Origin of the sequence: Antribacter soli (genome assembly GCF_021568775.1) — a bacterium.
GTDB classification, from domain to species: domain Bacteria; phylum Actinomycetota; class Actinomycetes; order Actinomycetales; family Cellulomonadaceae; genus Antribacter; species Antribacter soli.
Genome location: NZ_JAKGSG010000023.1, coordinates 1 through 16,773 on the forward strand (window position 1 = coordinate 1; position 16,773 = coordinate 16,773).

Here is a 16,773-nt window from a genome sequence, read left to right on the forward strand (position 1 = left end):
GATCTGCAGTTCAAGCTGCAGATCTCGGGCCCGAACTGCGACACACACCAGCGACACACCCGGCGGAGCCCGCACCCACCTCCCGGACGAACCGGGCATTACGCTCGCGGCATGGCGAGAGGTGAGAGGTTCCTGGGGGACCCGGCCGCGGCGGGCTTTCGGGAGGCACGCAAGGTCGGCCGGCGGGGTTTCGGCAGCCTGTTCCTCGCGTTGGTGGTCGTCGGGATCGGGTCGCTCGTCGTGTACGGCCAGACCGACGGCTTCGCGCGCGGCACCACGTTCGCCGTCGTCTGGACCGTCGTCGCGGGTGCGATCGTCCTCGTCCGGGTCGTCGCCCTCGCGCGGTCGTGGAGCCTGTGGGCCCGCGCCGAGCGCGGCGAGCCGGCCCTCAGCTTCGAGGGGCAGGCCGTGGCGCATCAGCGCACGGTGTCGGGTCGTCTGATGCGGACGGTCGTGGTGCGGCAGCACGGGATCGCGCGTTACGTGCACCTGCTGTTCGCCGAGGACGCGGCGGCGGTCCGGATCCGCGCCGGCCGCGTGACGCTCGACCTCTTCGGCGGGGCGCAGATCCAGGGTCCGGCGCGGCTGACCGCTCCGGGCGGCGTCGCCGTGTGGGCATTCACCTCCAAGGCGGGGAAGACCGTGGACCTGCCGGCGCTCGCTCCGCGTGCGCCGCGGGCCACCGACGGCGACCCGAGCGCCGCGGCGGGCGTCACCACGTGGGTGCCGGCGGGCCTGGCGCTCCACGACGACCGACGGGACGACGACGGCTGGTCCGGCGGCGACTCGTCGACGAGCGACCTCGGCGACGGTTGGTCCGGCGGCAGCTCGTGGGGCAGCGACCCCAGCTGGTCGGGGTCGTCCGGGTCATCGGGTTCGTCTGGCTCGGACGGTGGCAGCTCCTCGGGCGGCGACGGCTGGAGCGGGGACTCGAGCAGCGGTGGCGGTGGTGGTGGCGACTGACGCGTCGTCGGCCGTAGGGGAGCCCGCGGTCAGGTCCAGAGCCCGCGCTCGAGCAGCACCTCGCGCAGGAGGTCCGCCCGGTCGGTCACGATCCCGTCGACGCCGACGTCGATCAGCCGGCGCATCTCGCCGGGGTCGTTGATCGTCCACACGTGCACCTTCTTCCCGGCGCGGTGCGCCTGGGCGACCGTGACGTCGTCGACCACCACGAGGCGGCCGAGCCCTGCCGGGAGCACCTGCGCGACGGGGACCTGCAGCGCGTCGACGCGGCGCAGCGCCCAGCGTGCCGCGGGCGCGAGCCGGGCGCGGGCGGCCGCGAGGAAGAGCGCGACCTCGGAGGAACCCGCCGACGTGGCGACCGGCCGGGACAGGCGCGCCAGCGTGGCGACCCGGCGCGCGGGCGAGAACGACGTGATGCACACCCGGTCCCAGGACGCGGTGCGCTCGACGGCGTCGGCGACGGGGGCGATGCCCGAGCGCGCCTTGACGTCGATGTTGACGTTGATGCCGGGCCAGTTGCCGAGCACGTCCTCGAGCAGCGGGACGGGCTCGGTGCCGCCGATCCGGGCCTGGCGGACGACGGACCACGGCAGCTCGGACACCAGCCCGGACGCGTCGGTCGTGCGGTCGAGGGACTCGTCGTGGAGGGCGACCGCGACGCCGTCGGACGTGCCGTGCGCGTCCGTCTCGACGTACTGGTAGCCCAGCTCGACGGCGGCCGCGAAAGCCGCGAGCGAGTTCTCCAGGTTCTCGTTGCCGTGCGAGAACCCGCGGTGGGCGAGCGCCGCGAAGCGGTCGTCGAAGTAGGTCACAGCTTCTCGTCCAGCCAGCCGAGCACGCCGTCCAGGTACGCGGTGCGCGGTCCGTCAGCGGACAGGGCGAGGTCGTGCACGCCGCCGTCGACGGACAGGAGGGTGACGTCACGCCCGAGGCCGGGCGCGCGGGCCGCGATCTGGACGACGTCCAGGATCGTGTCCTGCGTGTCCAGGTCCGGGTTCGCCGGGTTGTCGGGGCCTGACCGAGCCGAGTACGCCACGAGCACCGGACGGGCGATCGCGAGCCCGCGCCGGACCTCTGCGTGCGCCCGGCGCGCGGCCCGCATCCAGCCGAGCCGCGCGGGGACACCACCGGGGCGCTTGAGCGTGGTGTCGAACTCCCAGCGCCCGCCGTTGGCCTTGAGCTGCCCGGTCGCGTAGTAGGACGGCGAGTGCGACATGATGCCGAGGGGCCAGACCCGGCCCAGCACCTCCACCAGCCATGTCCCGATGGTCCGCTGCCAGGCAGGGGCGGCCAGCTCGAGGAACGGCCCGTCGAGGACCAGGGCGTCGGGACCGTCGCCGTCGGCGCGATGGTCGTGGGCCCAGAGGGACGAGGTGAGCCCGCCCGTCGAGTGCGCGTGCACGACCAGCGGCAGGCCGGGCTCCAGCCGGCGGACCGCGCGGGCCGCGGCGTCGACGTCCTCGGCTTGCTGCCGCAGGTTGGTCACGAAGTGGGGCGTCTGGCCCTCGCGGAGGGACCGGCCGGCGTTGCGGAGGTCCACCGCGTAGAAGGCGTACCCGGCGTCGGCGAAGGCGCGCGCGAGGTGGTCGTGGAAGAAGTAGTCGTTGTACCCGTGGACGTGGAGCACGGCTCCCTTGGTCACGGACGCGTTGCCCGACGGCGGTCGCTCGCCTCCCTGCGCCGCCTCGCCCGGGCGGTAGCGCACCAGGGTGGCGGGGCCGAGGTCGGCCTCCTCGAACGGGTCCCCGAGCAGGTGATCGGTGTACCAGACGAGGTCACCGGGGGAGGTGCCCGGTCCGGCGCCGGGCACGGGCGAGGGCGTGGAGCTCACCTGCGGATCGTAGACGGTCCGGTGCCGGATGGGCCGGGTTGGCGCGTCGCCGGGGTCTTCGGGGCTGGATCAACCCGGCCTGAGCAGGTCGCGGCGAAGGCGGCCTACGGGTTGTGGGGAACCCTCCGCCTTCGCCAGCAGGCGCAAGACACGCCTCTCCCCGCCAATCCGGTGACTGCGCAAGAGCCGCGGGGCTTCGAAGGCAGCGATGCGCTGCCCCGCATCCCAGGGGCGTCTGTCGCACGCGTAGGCAAGCGGGAGAAGGACGCCGCAAGTGGCGAAACCTCCCGCAACGAAGAACGGCGTGGACGGGTCAGCCGCAGCGAACTCGATGCTGAGCAGGATCGTGAGAGTCCAGGTTCCAAGGAAGGCGGCCAGAAATAGCGCATGAGTGAGCAGGGACCACCGATATCTGCGCTGGGCGTCCTGAACGAGGGGCTCGATCCGCGACGCGACGTCGTTGGCCTGAGGCTCACTCGCCGCTGGGTCGAGCACAAGCACGAAGCGGCGGACCGGCCGCGGGTCCGGCGCATAGCCGAGCGCCGCCAGCGTGCCGAGCGACAAGAACCATGCCCACGCGAGCAACCGGCCTGGGTGCGGGGCACACCAGACGCTTTGCACGTGGTGAGGGTGATCGACGCTGATCTGCGGCAGGGCGCGCTTCACAAGCCAGCAGCGAGCGACGCCAAGAAGGGCAGTGCGAACGGACCGATCATCGCGAGCACGATGAGCGCGGCGACCGTGCCAATGACCCACCGGTCTCGTAGCCGGGCACTGACCGAGCGCTTCGCTGCCATGCCGCGAGTGTAGGGCGCTCCGGGCCGCCCTCGTCGGCGCCTCCGCCTACGAGCGCATCCCGGGCGAGAACGCCGCACCCCTCACGGCGACAGCCGGGCCGCCACGTCGGGGGAGTGGATCCCGGCCGGGCGGTATCCGACCAGGTCGGCCAGGCCGGCGAGGTCGGCCAGCAGCCAGACGATGGCGAGCCACATCTCGGTGCCCTGGAGGCCGGGCTCGGCGTCGGGCAGCGCGGACGCGGACGGGTGCGGAGCGCGGAAGCCGAGCCCCTGGCCGTCGACCCAGCGGCCGAGCGCGTCGGACAGGAGCCGGTGGGCGAGCCGGGTGACCTCCTCGCCGCGGTGGCCGGTCTGCTTCCGGCACAGCCACAGCGGGTGCGCGACGTCGAGGACGTTGCAGGCGTTCTGCCGGTCGGGGGCGAAGTACCGGAGGTCGGCCGCGTGCGCGAGCACCGTGTCGATCGTGCGCTCCGGGTACGGCACGGGCAGGCCGAACTGCGCGTACGTGCCGCGTGTGAGCCGGTAGAAGCCGTTGACCGGCTGAAGCCAGCCGTCAGCAGGGCTGGGCCTGCCCCATACGCCGGTCGCCGGGTCGTGCTGTGTGGCGAGCCAGCCGAGGAGCGCCTCGGTAGCCCCGGGCTGCCCTCGGCGCCCCTGCCGAAGGTTCCACAGGACCGCGGTGCCCAGCATGTCGACGTCGCTGCCGGCCGGCCATGCCTCGGTCGCCCACGGCAACGACTCGAGCAGCCCGACCACGGTCGCCGCGTCCGCCTCCTCGACCACCCGGACCGGGGCCGGGAACCTGCTGCCCAGCAGGTCGAGCGCGTACCCGACGCAGAGCACGTGGTAGGAGGACTCCCCCCACAGGATCCGGTCGAAGGTGCTCGGAGGCCCGTCGATGTCGTCGTACACGGGGCGTTGGCTGCCGTCGGCACGGAGGGGAGCCACGAGGCCCGTCTCCGGGTCCTGCCAGCCGCGCAGCCGCTCGACCTGCTCGGCGGCGGGCAGCTGAGTGGGCGCGGTCCCGGTGAGGTAGTGGGCGATCTCGACAGCATCGCACTGCGCGCGCACCGTGACGGGCCGGCCCGGGCGATCCGTGAACAGGCCCAGGTCAGGGTCGAAGCTGCGCTCGAGGACCTCGCCGGCCTGCTCGCGCGCCCGGTCCACGAACGCGACAAGCCGGTCGCCCAGGTCGCGCTTGTCCGCCGAGCTCGCGACAGACGCCGGGTCGGCGCCCGGCGCAAGCCACGGGACCCGCCACTTGATCACCCTCGCCGGGTTCCCGCCGACGACGGCGCCGGCCGGCACGTCCTTCGTGACCACGGCGCCGGCCGCGAGGACCGCCTTGTTGCCCACCGTCACGCCGTCGAGCACCACGACGTGCGAGCCGACCCACACGTCGTCGCCGATCGTGATGCCGCGGCTCGTCTGCGGCTGGCGGAACACCTCGACGTCGGGCGCGATGCTGTGGTTGAAACCGAGGATCGAGGTGTGTGCCCCGATGCGCACCGAGTCCCCGAGCGTCACCCGGCCCCGCACGACGGTGAACGCGTTGACCGTGCAGTCCCGGCCTGCACGCAGCTCGCCTGACGTGTACACGTGCGCGGCGAGGTAGGTGCGGTCGCCGAGCTCCAGGACGTCGTTCTGCACGGCGGCGAGCTCGGAGACGAAACAGTCCTCGCCGAGGGTCGACGCCGCGAGCGAGGCGCGCAGCGAGGCCTGTCGCGCGCGCTGCCGGTCGTGCGCCGCGGCGTCTGCGGCACGCCAGAAGTCCCAGGGCGAGTAGTCGAAGCGGTGGCTGTCGGCGGTGACGGCCGATGATGTCATGCGAAGCTCCCCTCGGTCGGCCGTCGCAGCGTAACAACGTCACCCGTCGGTCACGCCCGGCGGGATGTCCTTCGACGTGGAGGCCGCGCGAGCCCTCTTCGTCCGCCTGGCTCCAGGAGTCCAAGGGCGATGAGTTTCGCAGTGGTTCCCGGTCTGTCCAGCACGCGATCGATCACTCGAGGAGCGCATCGTGACCGCTACCTACACATTCGATGTCTTTTCCAGCCTCGACGGCTTTGGTTCCCACAGCGGCAACTGGGGCGGCTACTGGGGTAAGCAAGGCCCCGAGCTCCTCGACCACCGCCTCGCTCAGTACGGCGCGGCGCAGCGGATGGTCTTCGGGGCCAACACGTATCGGGCGTTCGCGCGGATGCTGGCCTCGAGCACCGAGGAGTCCGAGGTGCGCGACCCATGGGTCACCCGGATGAGGAACCTGCCGGCAACGGTGGTGTCGGCCACGCTCGAAGGACCCCTCGACTGGCCGGACGCGACCCTCGTGAGCGGCGACGCCGTCGATGTCGTCGGGCGGCTCAAGGAGGAGTCCGAGGTGCCGTTGCGCTCGCACGGCAGCCTGTCGACGAACCGGGCGCTGATGGCCGCCGGTCTGGTCGACCGCGTCCAGGTGACGATCTTCCCGGTGATCACCGGTCAGACCGGGGAGGACCCGATCTTCCACGGTGCGGCCGACTTCGACCTCGAGCTGATCGAGCACCGGACGCTCGACGGCCACACCCAAGAGCTCGTCTACCGGCCCACGCTCCATGCCGGGACCAGCAAGACCTACCCTGGCGTCCTGGGCCTCGCCCCGTGAGGATGGGGGCCATGAATCCGCCCCTGCCTGACCATCTCGTCCGCGTCCTCGAGCAGCCGAGTCCGGCGGTCATGGCGACCGTCACGCCGGATGGAACGCCCGTGTCCGTGGCCACCTGGTACCTGTGGGACTCGGGAAGGATCCTGCTCAACCTCGACGGATCCCGCGCACGGCTGCGTCACCTGCGCGAGGACCCGCGCGTCTCGCTCACAGTGCTCGACGGCGACTCCTGGTACCGCCACATCAGCCTGCAGGGCACCGTGACGGTCACACCCGACGAGGGCCTTGCCGGGATCGACCGGTTGTCGCGCCACTACACCGGTGGTCCTTACCGGAACCGCGAGCGTGAGCGATTCGACGCGTGGATGGAGGTCACGGCGTACCACGCCTGGGGGTACTGACCTCGCCGGTGTCGGTGCGCGGTCCCAGAAGGTCGCCTTCGAGCACGTGGTTGCGCATCATGCGGTTGCTCCAACGGTGCGTAACCGCGTGATCGAAGCGGACTCACCGCCTGAGGGGCCACTGAATCCACGACCGGGACCGGTGCACACCCGGACCCGGGCCCGCCGGCCGACCTCGACACACGTCCGCGACGCCGGAAGACTGCTGGGCGACGTCGCCCGCGCACCAAGGAGGCCGCTGTGCCGATCCACCCCGACCTCGCCCGCCGCTTCGCGCCCCTGCACGCGATCGACCCGGACGCCGCCGACGACCCCGTCGCGCTCGCGCTCCTCGACGAGTACAAGGCGTCGCTCGCCGCGCCGTGGGAGCCGCCCGCCGTCGACGTCCGGGACGAGACGGTGCCGGGACCGCACGGCGACGTGCCGGTGCGGGTCTACCGCCCGAGCGGTGCGACGGGTCCGCTGCCCGGACTGGTGTGGCTGCACGGCGGCGCGTGGGTGGCGGGCGACCTTGACATGCCCGAGGCGCACGTCGTCGCCGCGGAGATCGCAGCCGCGGCGTCGGCCGTCGTCGTCTCCGTCGACTACCGCCTGGCGAGCGCCACGGTGAAGTACCCCGTGCCCGTCGACGACACCTGCGCCGTGTGGGACCACGTCGCCGCGGGGCGGGTCGCCGGACTGGACACGGCCCGCGTCGCCCTGGGCGGGGCGAGCGCGGGCGGGAACATCGCGCTCGGCGCGACCATGCGGCTCCGCGGGGCCGGCGGCGCCGGGCCGGCTGCGCTGCTGCTGGCCTACCCCGTGGCTCACGTCCCGCTGCCCGCCCCCGACGACGCGCTCGCGGAGGTGCTGCGGCAGGTCCCGGAGGTGCTCCGCTTCACGCAGGCGAGGTCGCTGCGCGTGCTGCAGGCGTACCTCGGCCGGATCGACGACATCCCGGTCGAGGTGTCGCCGGGTCACGGGCGGCTGGCCGGTCTGCCGCCCACCTGGCTGGGGCTGAGCGAGATCGACACGCTGCGTCCCTCGGGCGACCTGTTCGCCGACCAGCTGCGAGCCGTGGGAGTGCCCGTCGAGGTGTACACGGCGGCGGGCATGCTCCACGGGCACCTCAACCTGGTGCCACGCCCTGAGCTCCCGGAGGTGCGGCGCACGCTCGACTTCCTGATCGACGGCCTCCGTGCGGCGGTCGGCGAGCCGGTCGCGGCAGAAGCGGGGTGAGGCGGTCGGCGCGCCGCTGCCCCTACAGCACCGGGTCGGTCGGCTGGACGAGGCAGAAGACGTGGCCGGCGGGGTCGGCGTACACACGGAACCGGTCGTCCGGGTGGCCCTCGTCCTCGGGGGTTCCGGTCACCGGCGTCGCACCCTGCGCGAGAGCGTGGTCGTGGGCCGCGGCGAGGTCCTCGACGGCGACGTCGACGTGGGCGCGCGAATCTTCGCGCCACGGGGTGACCGGCGCGGTGGAGCGCTGGAACGCGAGCTTCGGCCCCCCGTGCGGGGCGAGCAGGCGCAGCCAGTCGTCACCTTCCGGGTCGTCGACCTCGTGGCCTGCCTCGTACTCCCAGCCGAGCAGACGCCGGTAGAACTCGGCCAGGACGCGCGGCTCGGGACAGTCCAGAACTACCTCGTAGAACCGCAGCGACGCCATGCCCGAGATCGTACGACGTCGGCCGCTTGCTGATCGGCGCGTGAGGTCGCCCCGGCCGGAGGCTCCACTCCGGCCGGGGCGACACCCCGTCCCAGCTCACGGGTGCAGCCGCGCCCCCTTGGTCACCTTGTCGACGATCCGGCGCTCGCCGGCGATCCCCAGGCCGACCAGGTCGAGCTTCTCGGTGGCGACGGAGGCCACGGCGGCCCGGTTGTCGACGTCGTTCCCCGTCGCGAACAGGTCGGCCGTGTAGAGGCCGATACGCAGGCCACGGTCGGCGGCCCGACGTCGTACCGTCGCGAGCTGCTCGCCCGACGCGACCATCACCATGACGGGCGTGCCGAGCATCGGCAGGTACACGGCGCCGTCGCCGTCCTCGTAGGGCTCGCCCACGAGCTCCGGGTAGGCGGCGGTGATGCCGCTGACCACGAACGCCGTGACGTTGTTCTCCTGCCAGGCGAGCAGGTCGTCACGCAGCAGGACGACGATCTTGGGCTGTTCGATCTCCATGCCCCGAGCCTCGCGGGTTGCCGTGCCCCCGGTCTTGTACGTTCTTGACATGCCGACGGGATCCAGCGCGCAGGCGGGAGACGTCGCCACGCCCGCGGACGAGGTGCGCGCCTGGCGCCCGGCCGTCCCGGGCGTGGCCGAGGTGCTGCACGCCCGCTGGCACGAGCACTCCTACCCGCTGCACACGCACGACACGTGGACCGTCCTCGTGCTCGACGAGGGCATGGTCGGCTACGCCCTGGACCGGCACGAGCACGCGGCGCTCACGTCGGGCGTGACGGTGCTGCCCCCGCACGTCGCCCACGACGGCCGGTCGGTGACGCACGGCGGCTTCCGCAAGCGCGTCGTCTACCTGGAGGCCGGCGTGCTGGGGGAGTGGCTCGTGGGCCGGGCCGTCGACGGCCCGTTGCTGCGCGACCCGGGCCTCCGGTCGGGCGTCCAGCGGCTGGACCGCGCGCTCGTCGCGGGGGAGCAGCTCGCCGCCGAGTCCGGCCTGGCCCTGGTCGCAGAACGGATCGCCTGGCACCTGACCGGCCGCCCGGAGATGGACGACGGCGGGCGCGGGCCCACCGTGGCGCGACGGGCGCGCGACCTGCTCGACGCCGACCCCACCGCGGAGGTCCGCCTCGCCGACGTGGCCGGCGTGCTCGGCGTGACGACGGCGCACCTCGTGCGTGCGTTCACGCGGGAGTTCGGTCTCCCGCCGCACCGCTACCTCGTGGGGCGTCGGCTCGACCTCGCCCGGCGTCGGCTCCTCGCCGGAGAGCCTGCCGGCCAGGTCGCCGCGGCGACCGGGTTCCACGACCAGTCGCACCTGACCCGGCACTTCCGCCGCCTCCTGCGCACGACGCCGGGCCGGTACCAGGGCGCAGCCGGGCGCCGTAACCCGTCCTGACCCCTTGAGGTCGCAGTTCGGACATGTGTACGATGTCGGATGTGGGGGCCGGTCAGGTCGCCCGAAAGGGTCCGCGACCGGAGGGGGCGGGGACTGGACGGTCCCGAGGTCACCTCGGGGCAAGAAGTGGATACCCAGCCCGCCGCCCCCTCAACACACTCGATGCGCCCAGAGCGCGCCAAGAGTCACGACGGCACCGGAGCCGGGCCCGCCGGGTCGGCGGTGACCTCCCGCACCCAGCTCGCCCCGTCCCGCCGGAAGCCGACGCGCTCCAGGTACGCGGACTCGCCCCGAGCCGCCCGCGGCACCACGATCCGGTCGAAGCCCTTCGCGGCGAAGACCCCGCTGCGGCGGTGCACGAACTCGCCCGGCGTGAAGTCCCGGAACCGCTTCGTCACCCAGTCGAGCAGGACGACGCCGAGACCGCCGCCGGCGTCACCGATCTCGACGACACCGACGGTCTCGTCGCCGCGCTGCACGAGGAACGCCGACCGGCGCTCGCGGGGCGGCGGCTGGGCAACGAACCCGGGGGCGAAGCGCTCGATGTCCGCGGCGTGCGTGCGCAGCACGTGGAGCAGGTACGCGTCGTCGGGTGCGACCTCGACCACCTCGTAGACGGCGGCGTCGTGACGCTCGCGCTGGAGCCGCCACAACCAGTAGACGTTGATGACCGCGATCGCCGCGTTCATCGCGACGAACGGCCAGATGCCCACGATCGCGTTGTAGGCGGTCGCGATGATCGACCCGGCCAGGTTGAGCCAGCGGAAGCGCAGGACGCGCGCCTGCGTGAGGGAGAAAACGACCAGGGCGGAGCCGACCCAGCCGATGATCTCGAGCCATGGAACCATGGCCCGACCTTAGCCACGTCAGGCGGGGTCTTGCTGCGCCGAGGCCCTGTCCTGGCGCCAGGCGTGCACCCCGGCGACCACCGACGCGGCGATCACCACCGCGGCCACCCCGTACGCGACCGGCCGGACGGCCGGGTTCGAGGCGGCGAGGTAGCCGATCACCGTGATGAGGACGCCCCAGCTCAGGGCGCCGAACACGTTCGCCGTGAGGAACCGCAGGTACGCCATCCCGGCGATCCCGGCGACCGGCGGGACGAACACCCTGGCCCACGGCACGTACCGCCCGATGACGACCGACCACCACCCGAACAGCTCGTAGAACCGCTCCGTGCGCACGACGGCGGACTGCACCCACCGGCCGCCCCGGCGCGTCAGGTACGGCCTGCCGTACCGGCGGCCCAGCACGAAGCCGACCTGGTCGCCCGCCACGGCGGCCAGACCCACCCCGATCGCCAGCACCCAGATGTTGATCTGGTCGGTCGTCCCCGCGACGAGCCCGGCGCCGAACAGCAGCGAGTCTCCGGTGAGGAACGGGACGACCACGCCGACGAACAGGGCCGTCCCGGCGAAGACCAGACCCCAGACGACCAGGTAGAACGCGACGGGTCCGAGGACGTCGAGCCAACCGACGACGTCGTCGCTCACCGAGGCCGGGACAGGGGACAGATGGGTCACCCCGCAATCCTCGCAGGCGGCCGCGGGTGGTCCGTGCCGCGCAAGCGGATCTGCTGATCTCGAAGGGCGTCGCGGCTTCCAGGAGGGTGTCGTCAGGCGTCGGCACGTCTCACAGGTCCGTCGCTCCGTCGAGCGACTCGCGGAGCAGGTCGGCGTGCCCGGCGTGCCGCGAGTACTCCTCGACCATGTGCACGAGGATCCACCGCACCGACACCGGCTCGCCGTGCCGCTCGCGCACCGCTGTCGTGTCCAGCCCGCCGTCGGCCAGCGCCGCGTCGAGGTTCCGGTCGGCCGCGGTGACGGACGCGACGAACAGGGCGTCGAGGTCCTCGGGTGCGTCGTGCTGGGCGCTGGTCCACTCCCAGTCGCCGTCGGTGTCCCACGGGGCGCTCGCCCAGGGCTCCGCAGGGTCCTGGCCGTGGAGGATCTCCCCGAACCAGAACTGCTCGACCCACGCCAGGTGCTTGAGCAGCCCGCCGAGCGTCATGGTGGACGGCGGCAGCGTCGTCCGCAGCTCCTCAGCGGTGAGGCCGGCGCACTGGCGGCGCAGCGTCGCGCGGTAGAAGTCGACGAAGGACCGCAGCGTCGTGACCTCGTCGGCGGTGTACGGCGGGTCGGTGCGCGCGATCGTGTCCATGGCCGCCACCGTACCCAGCGGCGAGTGGCCGGAGCACCGGAATTAGCCCGGGGCGGTCGATCCACGGATTGCTGAGTTCATCAGAACATGTATCGTCCCGTACGTGCCCCAGACCGTCACCCTCACCCACGCCGAGGCGCTCGCCCGGCTGGGTCACGCCCTGTCGGACCAGACCCGCACGCGGATCCTGCTGGCGCTGCGCGAGGCGCCGGCACACCCCTCGGACCTGGCCGACGCCGTCGGCGTCTCCCGGCAGGTGATGTCGAACCAGCTCGCGTGCCTGCGGGGCTGCGGCCTGGTCGAGTCCGTGCCGGACGGACGGCGGGTGTGGTACCGGCTGGCCGACCCGCGGCTGGCCTCCGCGCTCGGTGACCTGCTCGGGCTCGTCCTGGCCGTCGACCCGGGATGCTGCGGTCCGGACTGCACGTGCGCCGGCCCCGTCCAGGGGCAGGCGGCATGAGCACCGCGAGCCCCCTCCCGATGGAGGTCGACGCGCTGACCCGCCGCGGGTTGCGCCTCGCCCGGTTCACCGTGGCCTACAACGTCGTCGAGGGCGCGGTCGCGATCGGCGCCGGCCTGGCGGCGGGGCTGGTGTCGGTGGTCGGCTTCGGCGTCGACTCGGCGATCGAGTCCGTCTCGGCCGTGCTCGTCGGGGCGCGCCTGGCCGCGCGCCTCCGGAACGGCGAGCCGGACGCGGTCAGGGAACGGCGGGCGCTGCGGTTCGTCGCGCTCACCTTCTTCGCGCTCGCGGCGTACGTCACCGTGGAAGGCGTGTGGTCGCTGGTCACGGGCGACGTGGCCGACTCCTCACCCCTGAGCATCGCCGTGCTGGCTACCTCGCTCGTCGTGATGCCGCTGCTCGCCGCGGCCAAGCAGCGGGTCGGGCGAGCGCTCGGGAACGACCCGCTGATCCTGGCCGACGCCGCCGAGACCCGCATCTGCGTGCTCCTGTCGGTATCGACGCTCCTCGGCGTCGGACTGTTCCAGCTCACCGGCGCGGCCTGGCTCGATCCCCTTGCGGGGTTCGTCATCGCGGCCTTCGCGATCCACGAGGGCCGCGAGGCGTGGGAGGGCGAGCTCGTCGAGGAGGGGTGAGCACGGACCCCTCGCCAGGGGCCCCGGGCTCCGAAAGACTGGGGCGGTGAACTCTGCGAGTGCACGCAAGCACGAGGACCCCACCGCCAGGCAGCGGCGGGTCTGGGACAAGGCCGCCCCCACCTACGACAAGCAGATGACCTGGTTCGAGAGGACACAGCTCGGCGACGGGCGCGAGTGGCTCGGCGCCCGCGCCCGCGGGCGGGTCCTGGAGGTCGCGATCGGGACCGGCCGGAGCCTGCCGCACTACCCGGGCGACGTCACGATCACAGGGATCGAGCTGAGCCCGGAGATGCTCGCCAGGGCGCGGCGGACCGCCGCCGACCTCGGCCGCACCGCCGACCTGCGCGAGGGGGACGCCGAGCACCTGCCGTTCCCCGACGCCTCGTTCGACACGGTCGTGTGTTCACTGGCGCTGTGCAGCATCCCGGACCCGGCTGCGGCCGTCGCGGAGATGCGGCGCGTCCTCGTCCCGGGTGGCAGGCTCCTGCTCCTCGACCACGTCGCGAGCACCTGGCCGCCCGTCCTCGCCGTGCAGTGGCTGGTCGAGCAGGTGACGGGCCGGCTCGCCGGGGAGTACTTCACGCGGCGCCAGCTGCCGTTGGTCACGGCGGCGGGGTTCGAGGTCGTCGAGAGCCAGCGGTTCAGGGCCGGCGCCGTGGAGCGCCTCCACGCGGTGAAGCCGGCCTGACGGCGGACCCGCCCCGGCCGCCGTCGGGCGACGTCAGACCGCCGCGACCGCCAGGTCACGGCGGCCGTCCACGCCGCTGCCGCGCGGGAACCGCACGAGCAGCATGAGCACCAGCCCGAGCACGATGACCAGCATGATCCCGAGGATGCCCCAGTACTGGGCGCCCATGACCGAGATGAACACCGCGAACGCCGCCTGGGCGAGGAAGCTGGCCGCCCGCCCGGTCGTGGCGTAGAGGCCGAAGGCCTCCGTCTCGTGGCCGGGGTCGGTGATGCGGGCCAGGAGCGCGCGGCTCGCCGACTGGGCGGGACCCACGAACAGCGTGAGCGCGAGGCCCCACACCCAGAACGTCTGAGCGCCGCCGTCGTGCTGGAGGAACAGTGCCAGGCCGGCGACCACGAGACCTACGAGCGAGCCGATCACCACCAGGCGCGGACCGATCAGGTCGTCCAGCCAGCCTGCGGCGATCGTCGCGAGGCCGGCCACGACGTTGGCGACGATCGCGAAGACGATGACCTGGTCGGCCTCGAACCCGAACGTGCCGACCGCGAGGATGCCGCCGAACGTGAAGACGCCAGCCAGCCCGTCGCGGTACACCGCGCTCGCGAGCAGGTACCAGAGCGTGGACCGTCGCCCGCGCCACAGCACCGCGATGTCGCGGCCCAGCTTGCCGTAGGCGCCGATGAGGTTGACCCGGTCGCCCGCGGGCCGGCGGGGTGCGTCGGGCACGAACAGCAGGACAGGCAGGGCGAAGAGGAAGTACCAGACAGCCGACAGGAGCACGGACACGCGGATGTCCATGCCCATCTCGCCCGTGACGCCGAACCAGCCCACCTCTGGGCTGATGAACCCGACGAACAGGATGACCAGCAGCACGATCCCGCCCACGTAGCCCGCACCCCAGCCCAGGCCGGACACACGGCCGATGGTCCGGGGCGTCGAGATCTGGAGCAGCAGCGCGTTGTACGCCACGCTCGCCAGCTCGAAGAACACGTTGCCCACGGCGAGCAGCACGACGCCGAGGATCACGGCGTCGGCCTTGGAGCCCGGCGTCGGCTCGATCCAGAACATCGCCACCATGGCACCCACCACGGCGATCGTGTTGACCGCCAGCCACGGCTTGCGGCGACCCTGGGAGTCGGCGAGCGCCCCGAGCGCGGGGGCGAGCAGCGCGACGAGGATGCCGGCCACCGCCAGGCCCACGCCGATCCACGACGAGTTGCGCGCGACGATGTCCGTCGCGTTCTCGCCCTCCTCGACGAACGCGCCGCTCGTCAGCCACGTGGTGAACACGAACGTCGTCACGACGGCGTTGAACGCCGCCGAGCCCCAGTCCCACAGGGACCACGCGACGACCTGGCCGGGTGTGCCCCGGCGGACCGCCTGCGTGGAGGCGGCGGCGACCACTCCGAGCGCGGCGTTGAGCGCCGGCTCGGGAGTCGGCGTGGCAGGCAGGGGTGACGTGGGCTCCGTGGTCGGCTCGGTCGCGTCGTCGGGGCCGGTCGGCGTCTGTGCAGGCACGTCGGGATCGTAGACCCGCGGTGCCCTCCCGTGCCGGATGCCGGGCGAACAACAGATGAACTGTGACCTTGGTGCTCAGGGGGTGGTGGCAGTGGCGGTCGGGACCCAGTACCGGCGTCCGCGCCGGCCCTCGGCGATGACGACCGCCTCGAGCACGCCGCCGCAGCGCTCGATCGCGCGGGCCGACGGCACGTTGTCGTCGTCGCACGTCAGCAGTGCGCGCCGGATCCCCTGCGCGGCGGCGACCGCCAGCCCCGCGCGCAGGAGCGCCGTCGCGTGGCCGCGGCCCCGGAACGCGGGACGCACGCCGTAGCCGATGTGCCCCCCGACGGTCCGCAGGCCGCCGTTCAGCGCATGCCGCACGGACAACCTGCCCACCAGCTCGCCGTCGGCCTCGCCGACCAGGAACGTGTGCGGCACGCGCGAGCTCAGCACGTCCAGGCCGCGGCGCTCGCGGGCCAGGCGCGCGACGTGGTCGGGCCAGGCCTCGCCGTCGTGCGTGAAGAGGAAGCTCCAGCCGTCGAACTCGGCCTGCGCCGCCCGGGCCTGCGCCTCGTCGGCGAGGGTGAGCTCACGCACGACCATCCCGTTCTGGTCGGGGCGCGCGGCGAGCCCCGGAACCGGGAGGTCGAGCGCCAGGAGCCGGTCGAGCCAGCGGCGGGCGGTCGGGCCGTCGAACGGGGCCTCGCGCTCGCGCACCTGCTCGAGCAGCGAGTCGGCGTCCCGCCGCACGGTGGCCACCAGGTCGGCCGGGTAGCCGTAGCGGACCTGGTGCTCGGCGAACTCGTCCTCGTCGTCGATGAACGCCGGCCGGGACGCCCGCTCGATCACGTCGAGGTCCAGGTCCGCCATCGTGACCTCGTGGCCGACGGCGGTGGCGGACCACCGCGGGACGTCCGTGAGGTCCACGTAGATCCGGGTGGCCTTCGGGTGCCACGCGTTGAAGGTCGCGGTCCAGCCTGCCTCCGGGAACAGGGTGACGCTGTCCCACACGCCGGTGAACGCCGCCCCGGGCCGGGCGGCGCGAGTCCCTGCCGGCATGCCGACCCAGGCGCCGTGCTCGTCCGTGCCGAGGAAGACGGCGTCGTTCTCCCAGTGCGGCGTCCCGTCCCACTTCGTGTACCGGACTCGGACCGGGGACCCAGTGATGGAGGGAAAGGCCATGGTCAGGACCTTATCCGGCGGATCGGGTCGCTGGAGCGCGGCTCTCCGGGCGCCGTGGGGCGCCGAGGACCACCATGGACCCATGGGTGAGTTCTCCGACTACATCGCGAGCCTCGACGGGCCCGAGCGTGACGCCGTCGAGCACGTCCGTGCGCGGGCGCTCGAGCTCGTGCCCGACGCCGAGGAGGGCGTGAGCTACGGCATGGCCGCGCTCCGCTACCGCGGCAGCCCGCTGGTCTCGGCCCGCGTCTCGGCGAAGCACATCGGGCTGTACCCGTTCAGCCCGGTGGCGATCGAGGTGGTCGCGCCGGACCTGGCGGGGTACTCGCTGGCGAAGGGGACGGTGCGGTACACGCCGGACAACCCGCTGCCCGACGACGTTCTCGACCGCCTCGTCCTGCTGCGTCGCGACGAGATCGACGCGATGCGCTCGCGCTGAGCCATGGCCCGCCAGAGTTGCGT

At 73.0% G+C, this 16,773-nt stretch carries 21 protein-coding genes; 9 read left to right on the forward strand and 12 right to left on the reverse strand.

The features are described 5' to 3' along the window. Positions 1 to 111: 111 nt before the first annotated feature. The gene (locus tag L1785_RS06980; RefSeq protein ID WP_236088492.1) at positions 112 to 963 is read left to right on the forward strand and encodes a hypothetical protein; all 852 of its coding nucleotides are present in this window, start codon (positions 112 to 114) and stop codon (positions 961 to 963) included. A 29-nt stretch (positions 964 to 992) separates the two neighbouring features. On the opposite strand, the gene L1785_RS06985 is transcribed toward L1785_RS06980, so the two are convergent. The 5 genes from L1785_RS06985 to L1785_RS07000 all read right to left on the reverse strand — a co-directional run bounded on the left by L1785_RS06985 (position 993) and on the right by L1785_RS07000 (position 5,418). Beyond that, the gene (locus tag L1785_RS06985; protein WP_236088493.1) at positions 993 to 1,775 is read right to left on the reverse strand and encodes a glycerophosphodiester phosphodiesterase family protein; all 783 of its coding nucleotides are present in this window, start codon (positions 1,773 to 1,775) and stop codon (positions 993 to 995) included. After that, entirely contained in the window at positions 1,772 to 2,794 is a 1,023-nt protein-coding gene (locus L1785_RS06990; RefSeq protein WP_236088494.1) for an alpha/beta fold hydrolase, read from the reverse strand. Before L1785_RS06990 ends, L1785_RS06985 begins: the two co-directional genes overlap by 4 nt. Positions 2,795 to 2,863: 69 nt before the next feature. Next, the gene (locus L1785_RS06995; protein WP_236088495.1) at positions 2,864 to 3,460 is read right to left on the reverse strand and encodes a hypothetical protein; all 597 of its coding nucleotides are present in this window, start codon (positions 3,458 to 3,460) and stop codon (positions 2,864 to 2,866) included. After that, a complete protein-coding gene (locus L1785_RS22755; protein WP_268914966.1) occupies positions 3,457 to 3,591 on the reverse strand; it encodes a hypothetical protein in 135 nt (44 codons plus the stop codon). Before L1785_RS22755 ends, L1785_RS06995 begins: the two co-directional genes overlap by 4 nt. Positions 3,592 to 3,672: 81 nt before the next feature. Next, a complete protein-coding gene (locus L1785_RS07000; RefSeq protein WP_236088496.1) occupies positions 3,673 to 5,418 on the reverse strand; it encodes an acyltransferase in 1,746 nt (581 codons plus the stop codon). 190 nt (positions 5,419 to 5,608) lie between these two features. On the opposite strand from L1785_RS07000, the gene L1785_RS07005 reads away from it, so the two are divergent. From L1785_RS07005 to L1785_RS07015, 3 genes are all read left to right on the forward strand, one after another. Continuing rightward, positions 5,609 to 6,229 carry a dihydrofolate reductase family protein gene (locus L1785_RS07005; RefSeq protein WP_236088497.1) on the forward strand — a complete coding sequence of 207 codons (621 nt, stop codon included), beginning with the start codon at positions 5,609 to 5,611 and terminating at the stop codon, positions 6,227 to 6,229. A gap of 11 nt (positions 6,230 to 6,240) precedes the next feature. Continuing rightward, a complete protein-coding gene (locus tag L1785_RS07010; RefSeq protein WP_236088498.1) occupies positions 6,241 to 6,630 on the forward strand; it encodes a PPOX class F420-dependent oxidoreductase in 390 nt (129 codons plus the stop codon). Between the two features lie 240 nt (positions 6,631 to 6,870). Beyond that, the gene (locus L1785_RS07015; RefSeq protein WP_236088499.1) at positions 6,871 to 7,848 is read left to right on the forward strand and encodes an alpha/beta hydrolase; all 978 of its coding nucleotides are present in this window, start codon (positions 6,871 to 6,873) and stop codon (positions 7,846 to 7,848) included. A gap of 22 nt (positions 7,849 to 7,870) precedes the next feature. Here the strand turns inward: L1785_RS07015 and L1785_RS07020 are convergent, their stop codons facing one another. Together L1785_RS07020 and L1785_RS07025 are read right to left on the reverse strand one after the other, a co-directional pair. After that, complete coding sequence (locus tag L1785_RS07020; protein ID WP_236088500.1) at positions 7,871 to 8,275, reverse strand: VOC family protein; 405 nt, start codon at positions 8,273 to 8,275, stop codon at positions 7,871 to 7,873. Between the two features lie 96 nt (positions 8,276 to 8,371). Continuing rightward, a complete protein-coding gene (locus L1785_RS07025; RefSeq protein WP_236088501.1) occupies positions 8,372 to 8,785 on the reverse strand; it encodes a DUF2000 family protein in 414 nt (137 codons plus the stop codon). 49 nt (positions 8,786 to 8,834) lie between these two features. Between L1785_RS07025 and L1785_RS07030 the strand changes: the two genes are divergently transcribed. Next, positions 8,835 to 9,680, forward strand: coding sequence for a helix-turn-helix domain-containing protein (locus tag L1785_RS07030; protein WP_236088502.1), 846 nt, complete (start codon positions 8,835 to 8,837; stop codon positions 9,678 to 9,680). A 185-nt stretch (positions 9,681 to 9,865) separates the two neighbouring features. On the opposite strand, the gene L1785_RS07035 is transcribed toward L1785_RS07030, so the two are convergent. From L1785_RS07035 to L1785_RS07045, 3 genes are all read right to left on the reverse strand, one after another. Then, positions 9,866 to 10,528, reverse strand: coding sequence for a YgjV family protein (locus L1785_RS07035; protein WP_236088503.1), 663 nt, complete (start codon positions 10,526 to 10,528; stop codon positions 9,866 to 9,868). An 18-nt stretch (positions 10,529 to 10,546) separates the two neighbouring features. Then, complete coding sequence (locus L1785_RS07040; RefSeq protein ID WP_236088504.1) at positions 10,547 to 11,203, reverse strand: DedA family protein; 657 nt, start codon at positions 11,201 to 11,203, stop codon at positions 10,547 to 10,549. 109 nt (positions 11,204 to 11,312) lie between these two features. Next, the gene (locus L1785_RS07045) at positions 11,313 to 11,840 is read right to left on the reverse strand and encodes a DinB family protein (RefSeq protein ID WP_236088505.1); all 528 of its coding nucleotides are present in this window, start codon (positions 11,838 to 11,840) and stop codon (positions 11,313 to 11,315) included. A gap of 103 nt (positions 11,841 to 11,943) precedes the next feature. Here L1785_RS07045 and L1785_RS07050 point away from each other — a divergent pair, with 103 nt between their 5' ends. From L1785_RS07050 to L1785_RS07060, 3 genes are read left to right on the forward strand one after another with little or no spacing between them, the layout of a single operon-like run. Continuing rightward, positions 11,944 to 12,300 carry an ArsR/SmtB family transcription factor gene (locus L1785_RS07050; protein ID WP_236088506.1) on the forward strand — a complete coding sequence of 119 codons (357 nt, stop codon included), beginning with the start codon at positions 11,944 to 11,946 and terminating at the stop codon, positions 12,298 to 12,300. Then, the gene (locus L1785_RS07055; protein ID WP_236088507.1) at positions 12,297 to 12,935 is read left to right on the forward strand and encodes a cation efflux transmembrane domain-containing protein; all 639 of its coding nucleotides are present in this window, start codon (positions 12,297 to 12,299) and stop codon (positions 12,933 to 12,935) included. Before L1785_RS07050 ends, L1785_RS07055 begins: the two co-directional genes overlap by 4 nt. A gap of 46 nt (positions 12,936 to 12,981) precedes the next feature. Then, entirely contained in the window at positions 12,982 to 13,626 is a 645-nt protein-coding gene (locus L1785_RS07060; protein WP_236088508.1) for a class I SAM-dependent methyltransferase, read from the forward strand. A 33-nt stretch (positions 13,627 to 13,659) separates the two neighbouring features. Here L1785_RS07060 and L1785_RS07065 read toward each other — a convergent pair whose 3' ends face one another. Beyond that, entirely contained in the window at positions 13,660 to 15,147 is a 1,488-nt protein-coding gene (locus tag L1785_RS07065) for an MFS transporter (RefSeq protein ID WP_236088509.1), read from the reverse strand. Between the two features lie 75 nt (positions 15,148 to 15,222). Continuing rightward, a complete protein-coding gene (locus L1785_RS07070; protein WP_236088510.1) occupies positions 15,223 to 16,311 on the reverse strand; it encodes a GNAT family N-acetyltransferase in 1,089 nt (362 codons plus the stop codon). An 82-nt stretch (positions 16,312 to 16,393) separates the two neighbouring features. On the opposite strand from L1785_RS07070, the gene L1785_RS07075 reads away from it, so the two are divergent. Then, complete coding sequence (locus tag L1785_RS07075) at positions 16,394 to 16,750, forward strand: iron chaperone (protein ID WP_236088511.1); 357 nt, start codon at positions 16,394 to 16,396, stop codon at positions 16,748 to 16,750. The last annotated feature ends 23 nt before the right edge of the window (positions 16,751 to 16,773 follow it).

Coding starts and splice junctions, on each gene's coding strand:
- L1785_RS07055 (WP_236088507.1), top strand. CDS start 12,297: ATGAGCACCGCGAGCCCCCTCCCGATGGAGGTCGACGCGCTGACCCGC.
- L1785_RS07020 (WP_236088500.1), bottom strand. CDS start 8,275: ATGGCGTCGCTGCGGTTCTACGAGGTAGTTCTGGACTGTCCCGAGCCG.
- L1785_RS07035 (WP_236088503.1), bottom strand. CDS start 10,528: ATGGTTCCATGGCTCGAGATCATCGGCTGGGTCGGCTCCGCCCTGGTC.
- L1785_RS07025 (WP_236088501.1), bottom strand. CDS start 8,785: ATGGAGATCGAACAGCCCAAGATCGTCGTCCTGCTGCGTGACGACCTG.
- L1785_RS22755 (WP_268914966.1), bottom strand. CDS start 3,591: ATGGCAGCGAAGCGCTCGGTCAGTGCCCGGCTACGAGACCGGTGGGTC.
- L1785_RS07010 (WP_236088498.1), top strand. CDS start 6,241: ATGAATCCGCCCCTGCCTGACCATCTCGTCCGCGTCCTCGAGCAGCCG.
- L1785_RS07000 (WP_236088496.1), bottom strand. CDS start 5,418: ATGACATCATCGGCCGTCACCGCCGACAGCCACCGCTTCGACTACTCG.
- L1785_RS07070 (WP_236088510.1), bottom strand. CDS start 16,311: ATGGCCTTTCCCTCCATCACTGGGTCCCCGGTCCGAGTCCGGTACACG.
- L1785_RS07075 (WP_236088511.1), top strand. CDS start 16,394: ATGGGTGAGTTCTCCGACTACATCGCGAGCCTCGACGGGCCCGAGCGT.
- L1785_RS07045 (WP_236088505.1), bottom strand. CDS start 11,840: ATGGACACGATCGCGCGCACCGACCCGCCGTACACCGCCGACGAGGTC.
- L1785_RS07030 (WP_236088502.1), top strand. CDS start 8,835: ATGCCGACGGGATCCAGCGCGCAGGCGGGAGACGTCGCCACGCCCGCG.
- L1785_RS06980 (WP_236088492.1), top strand. CDS start 112: ATGGCGAGAGGTGAGAGGTTCCTGGGGGACCCGGCCGCGGCGGGCTTT.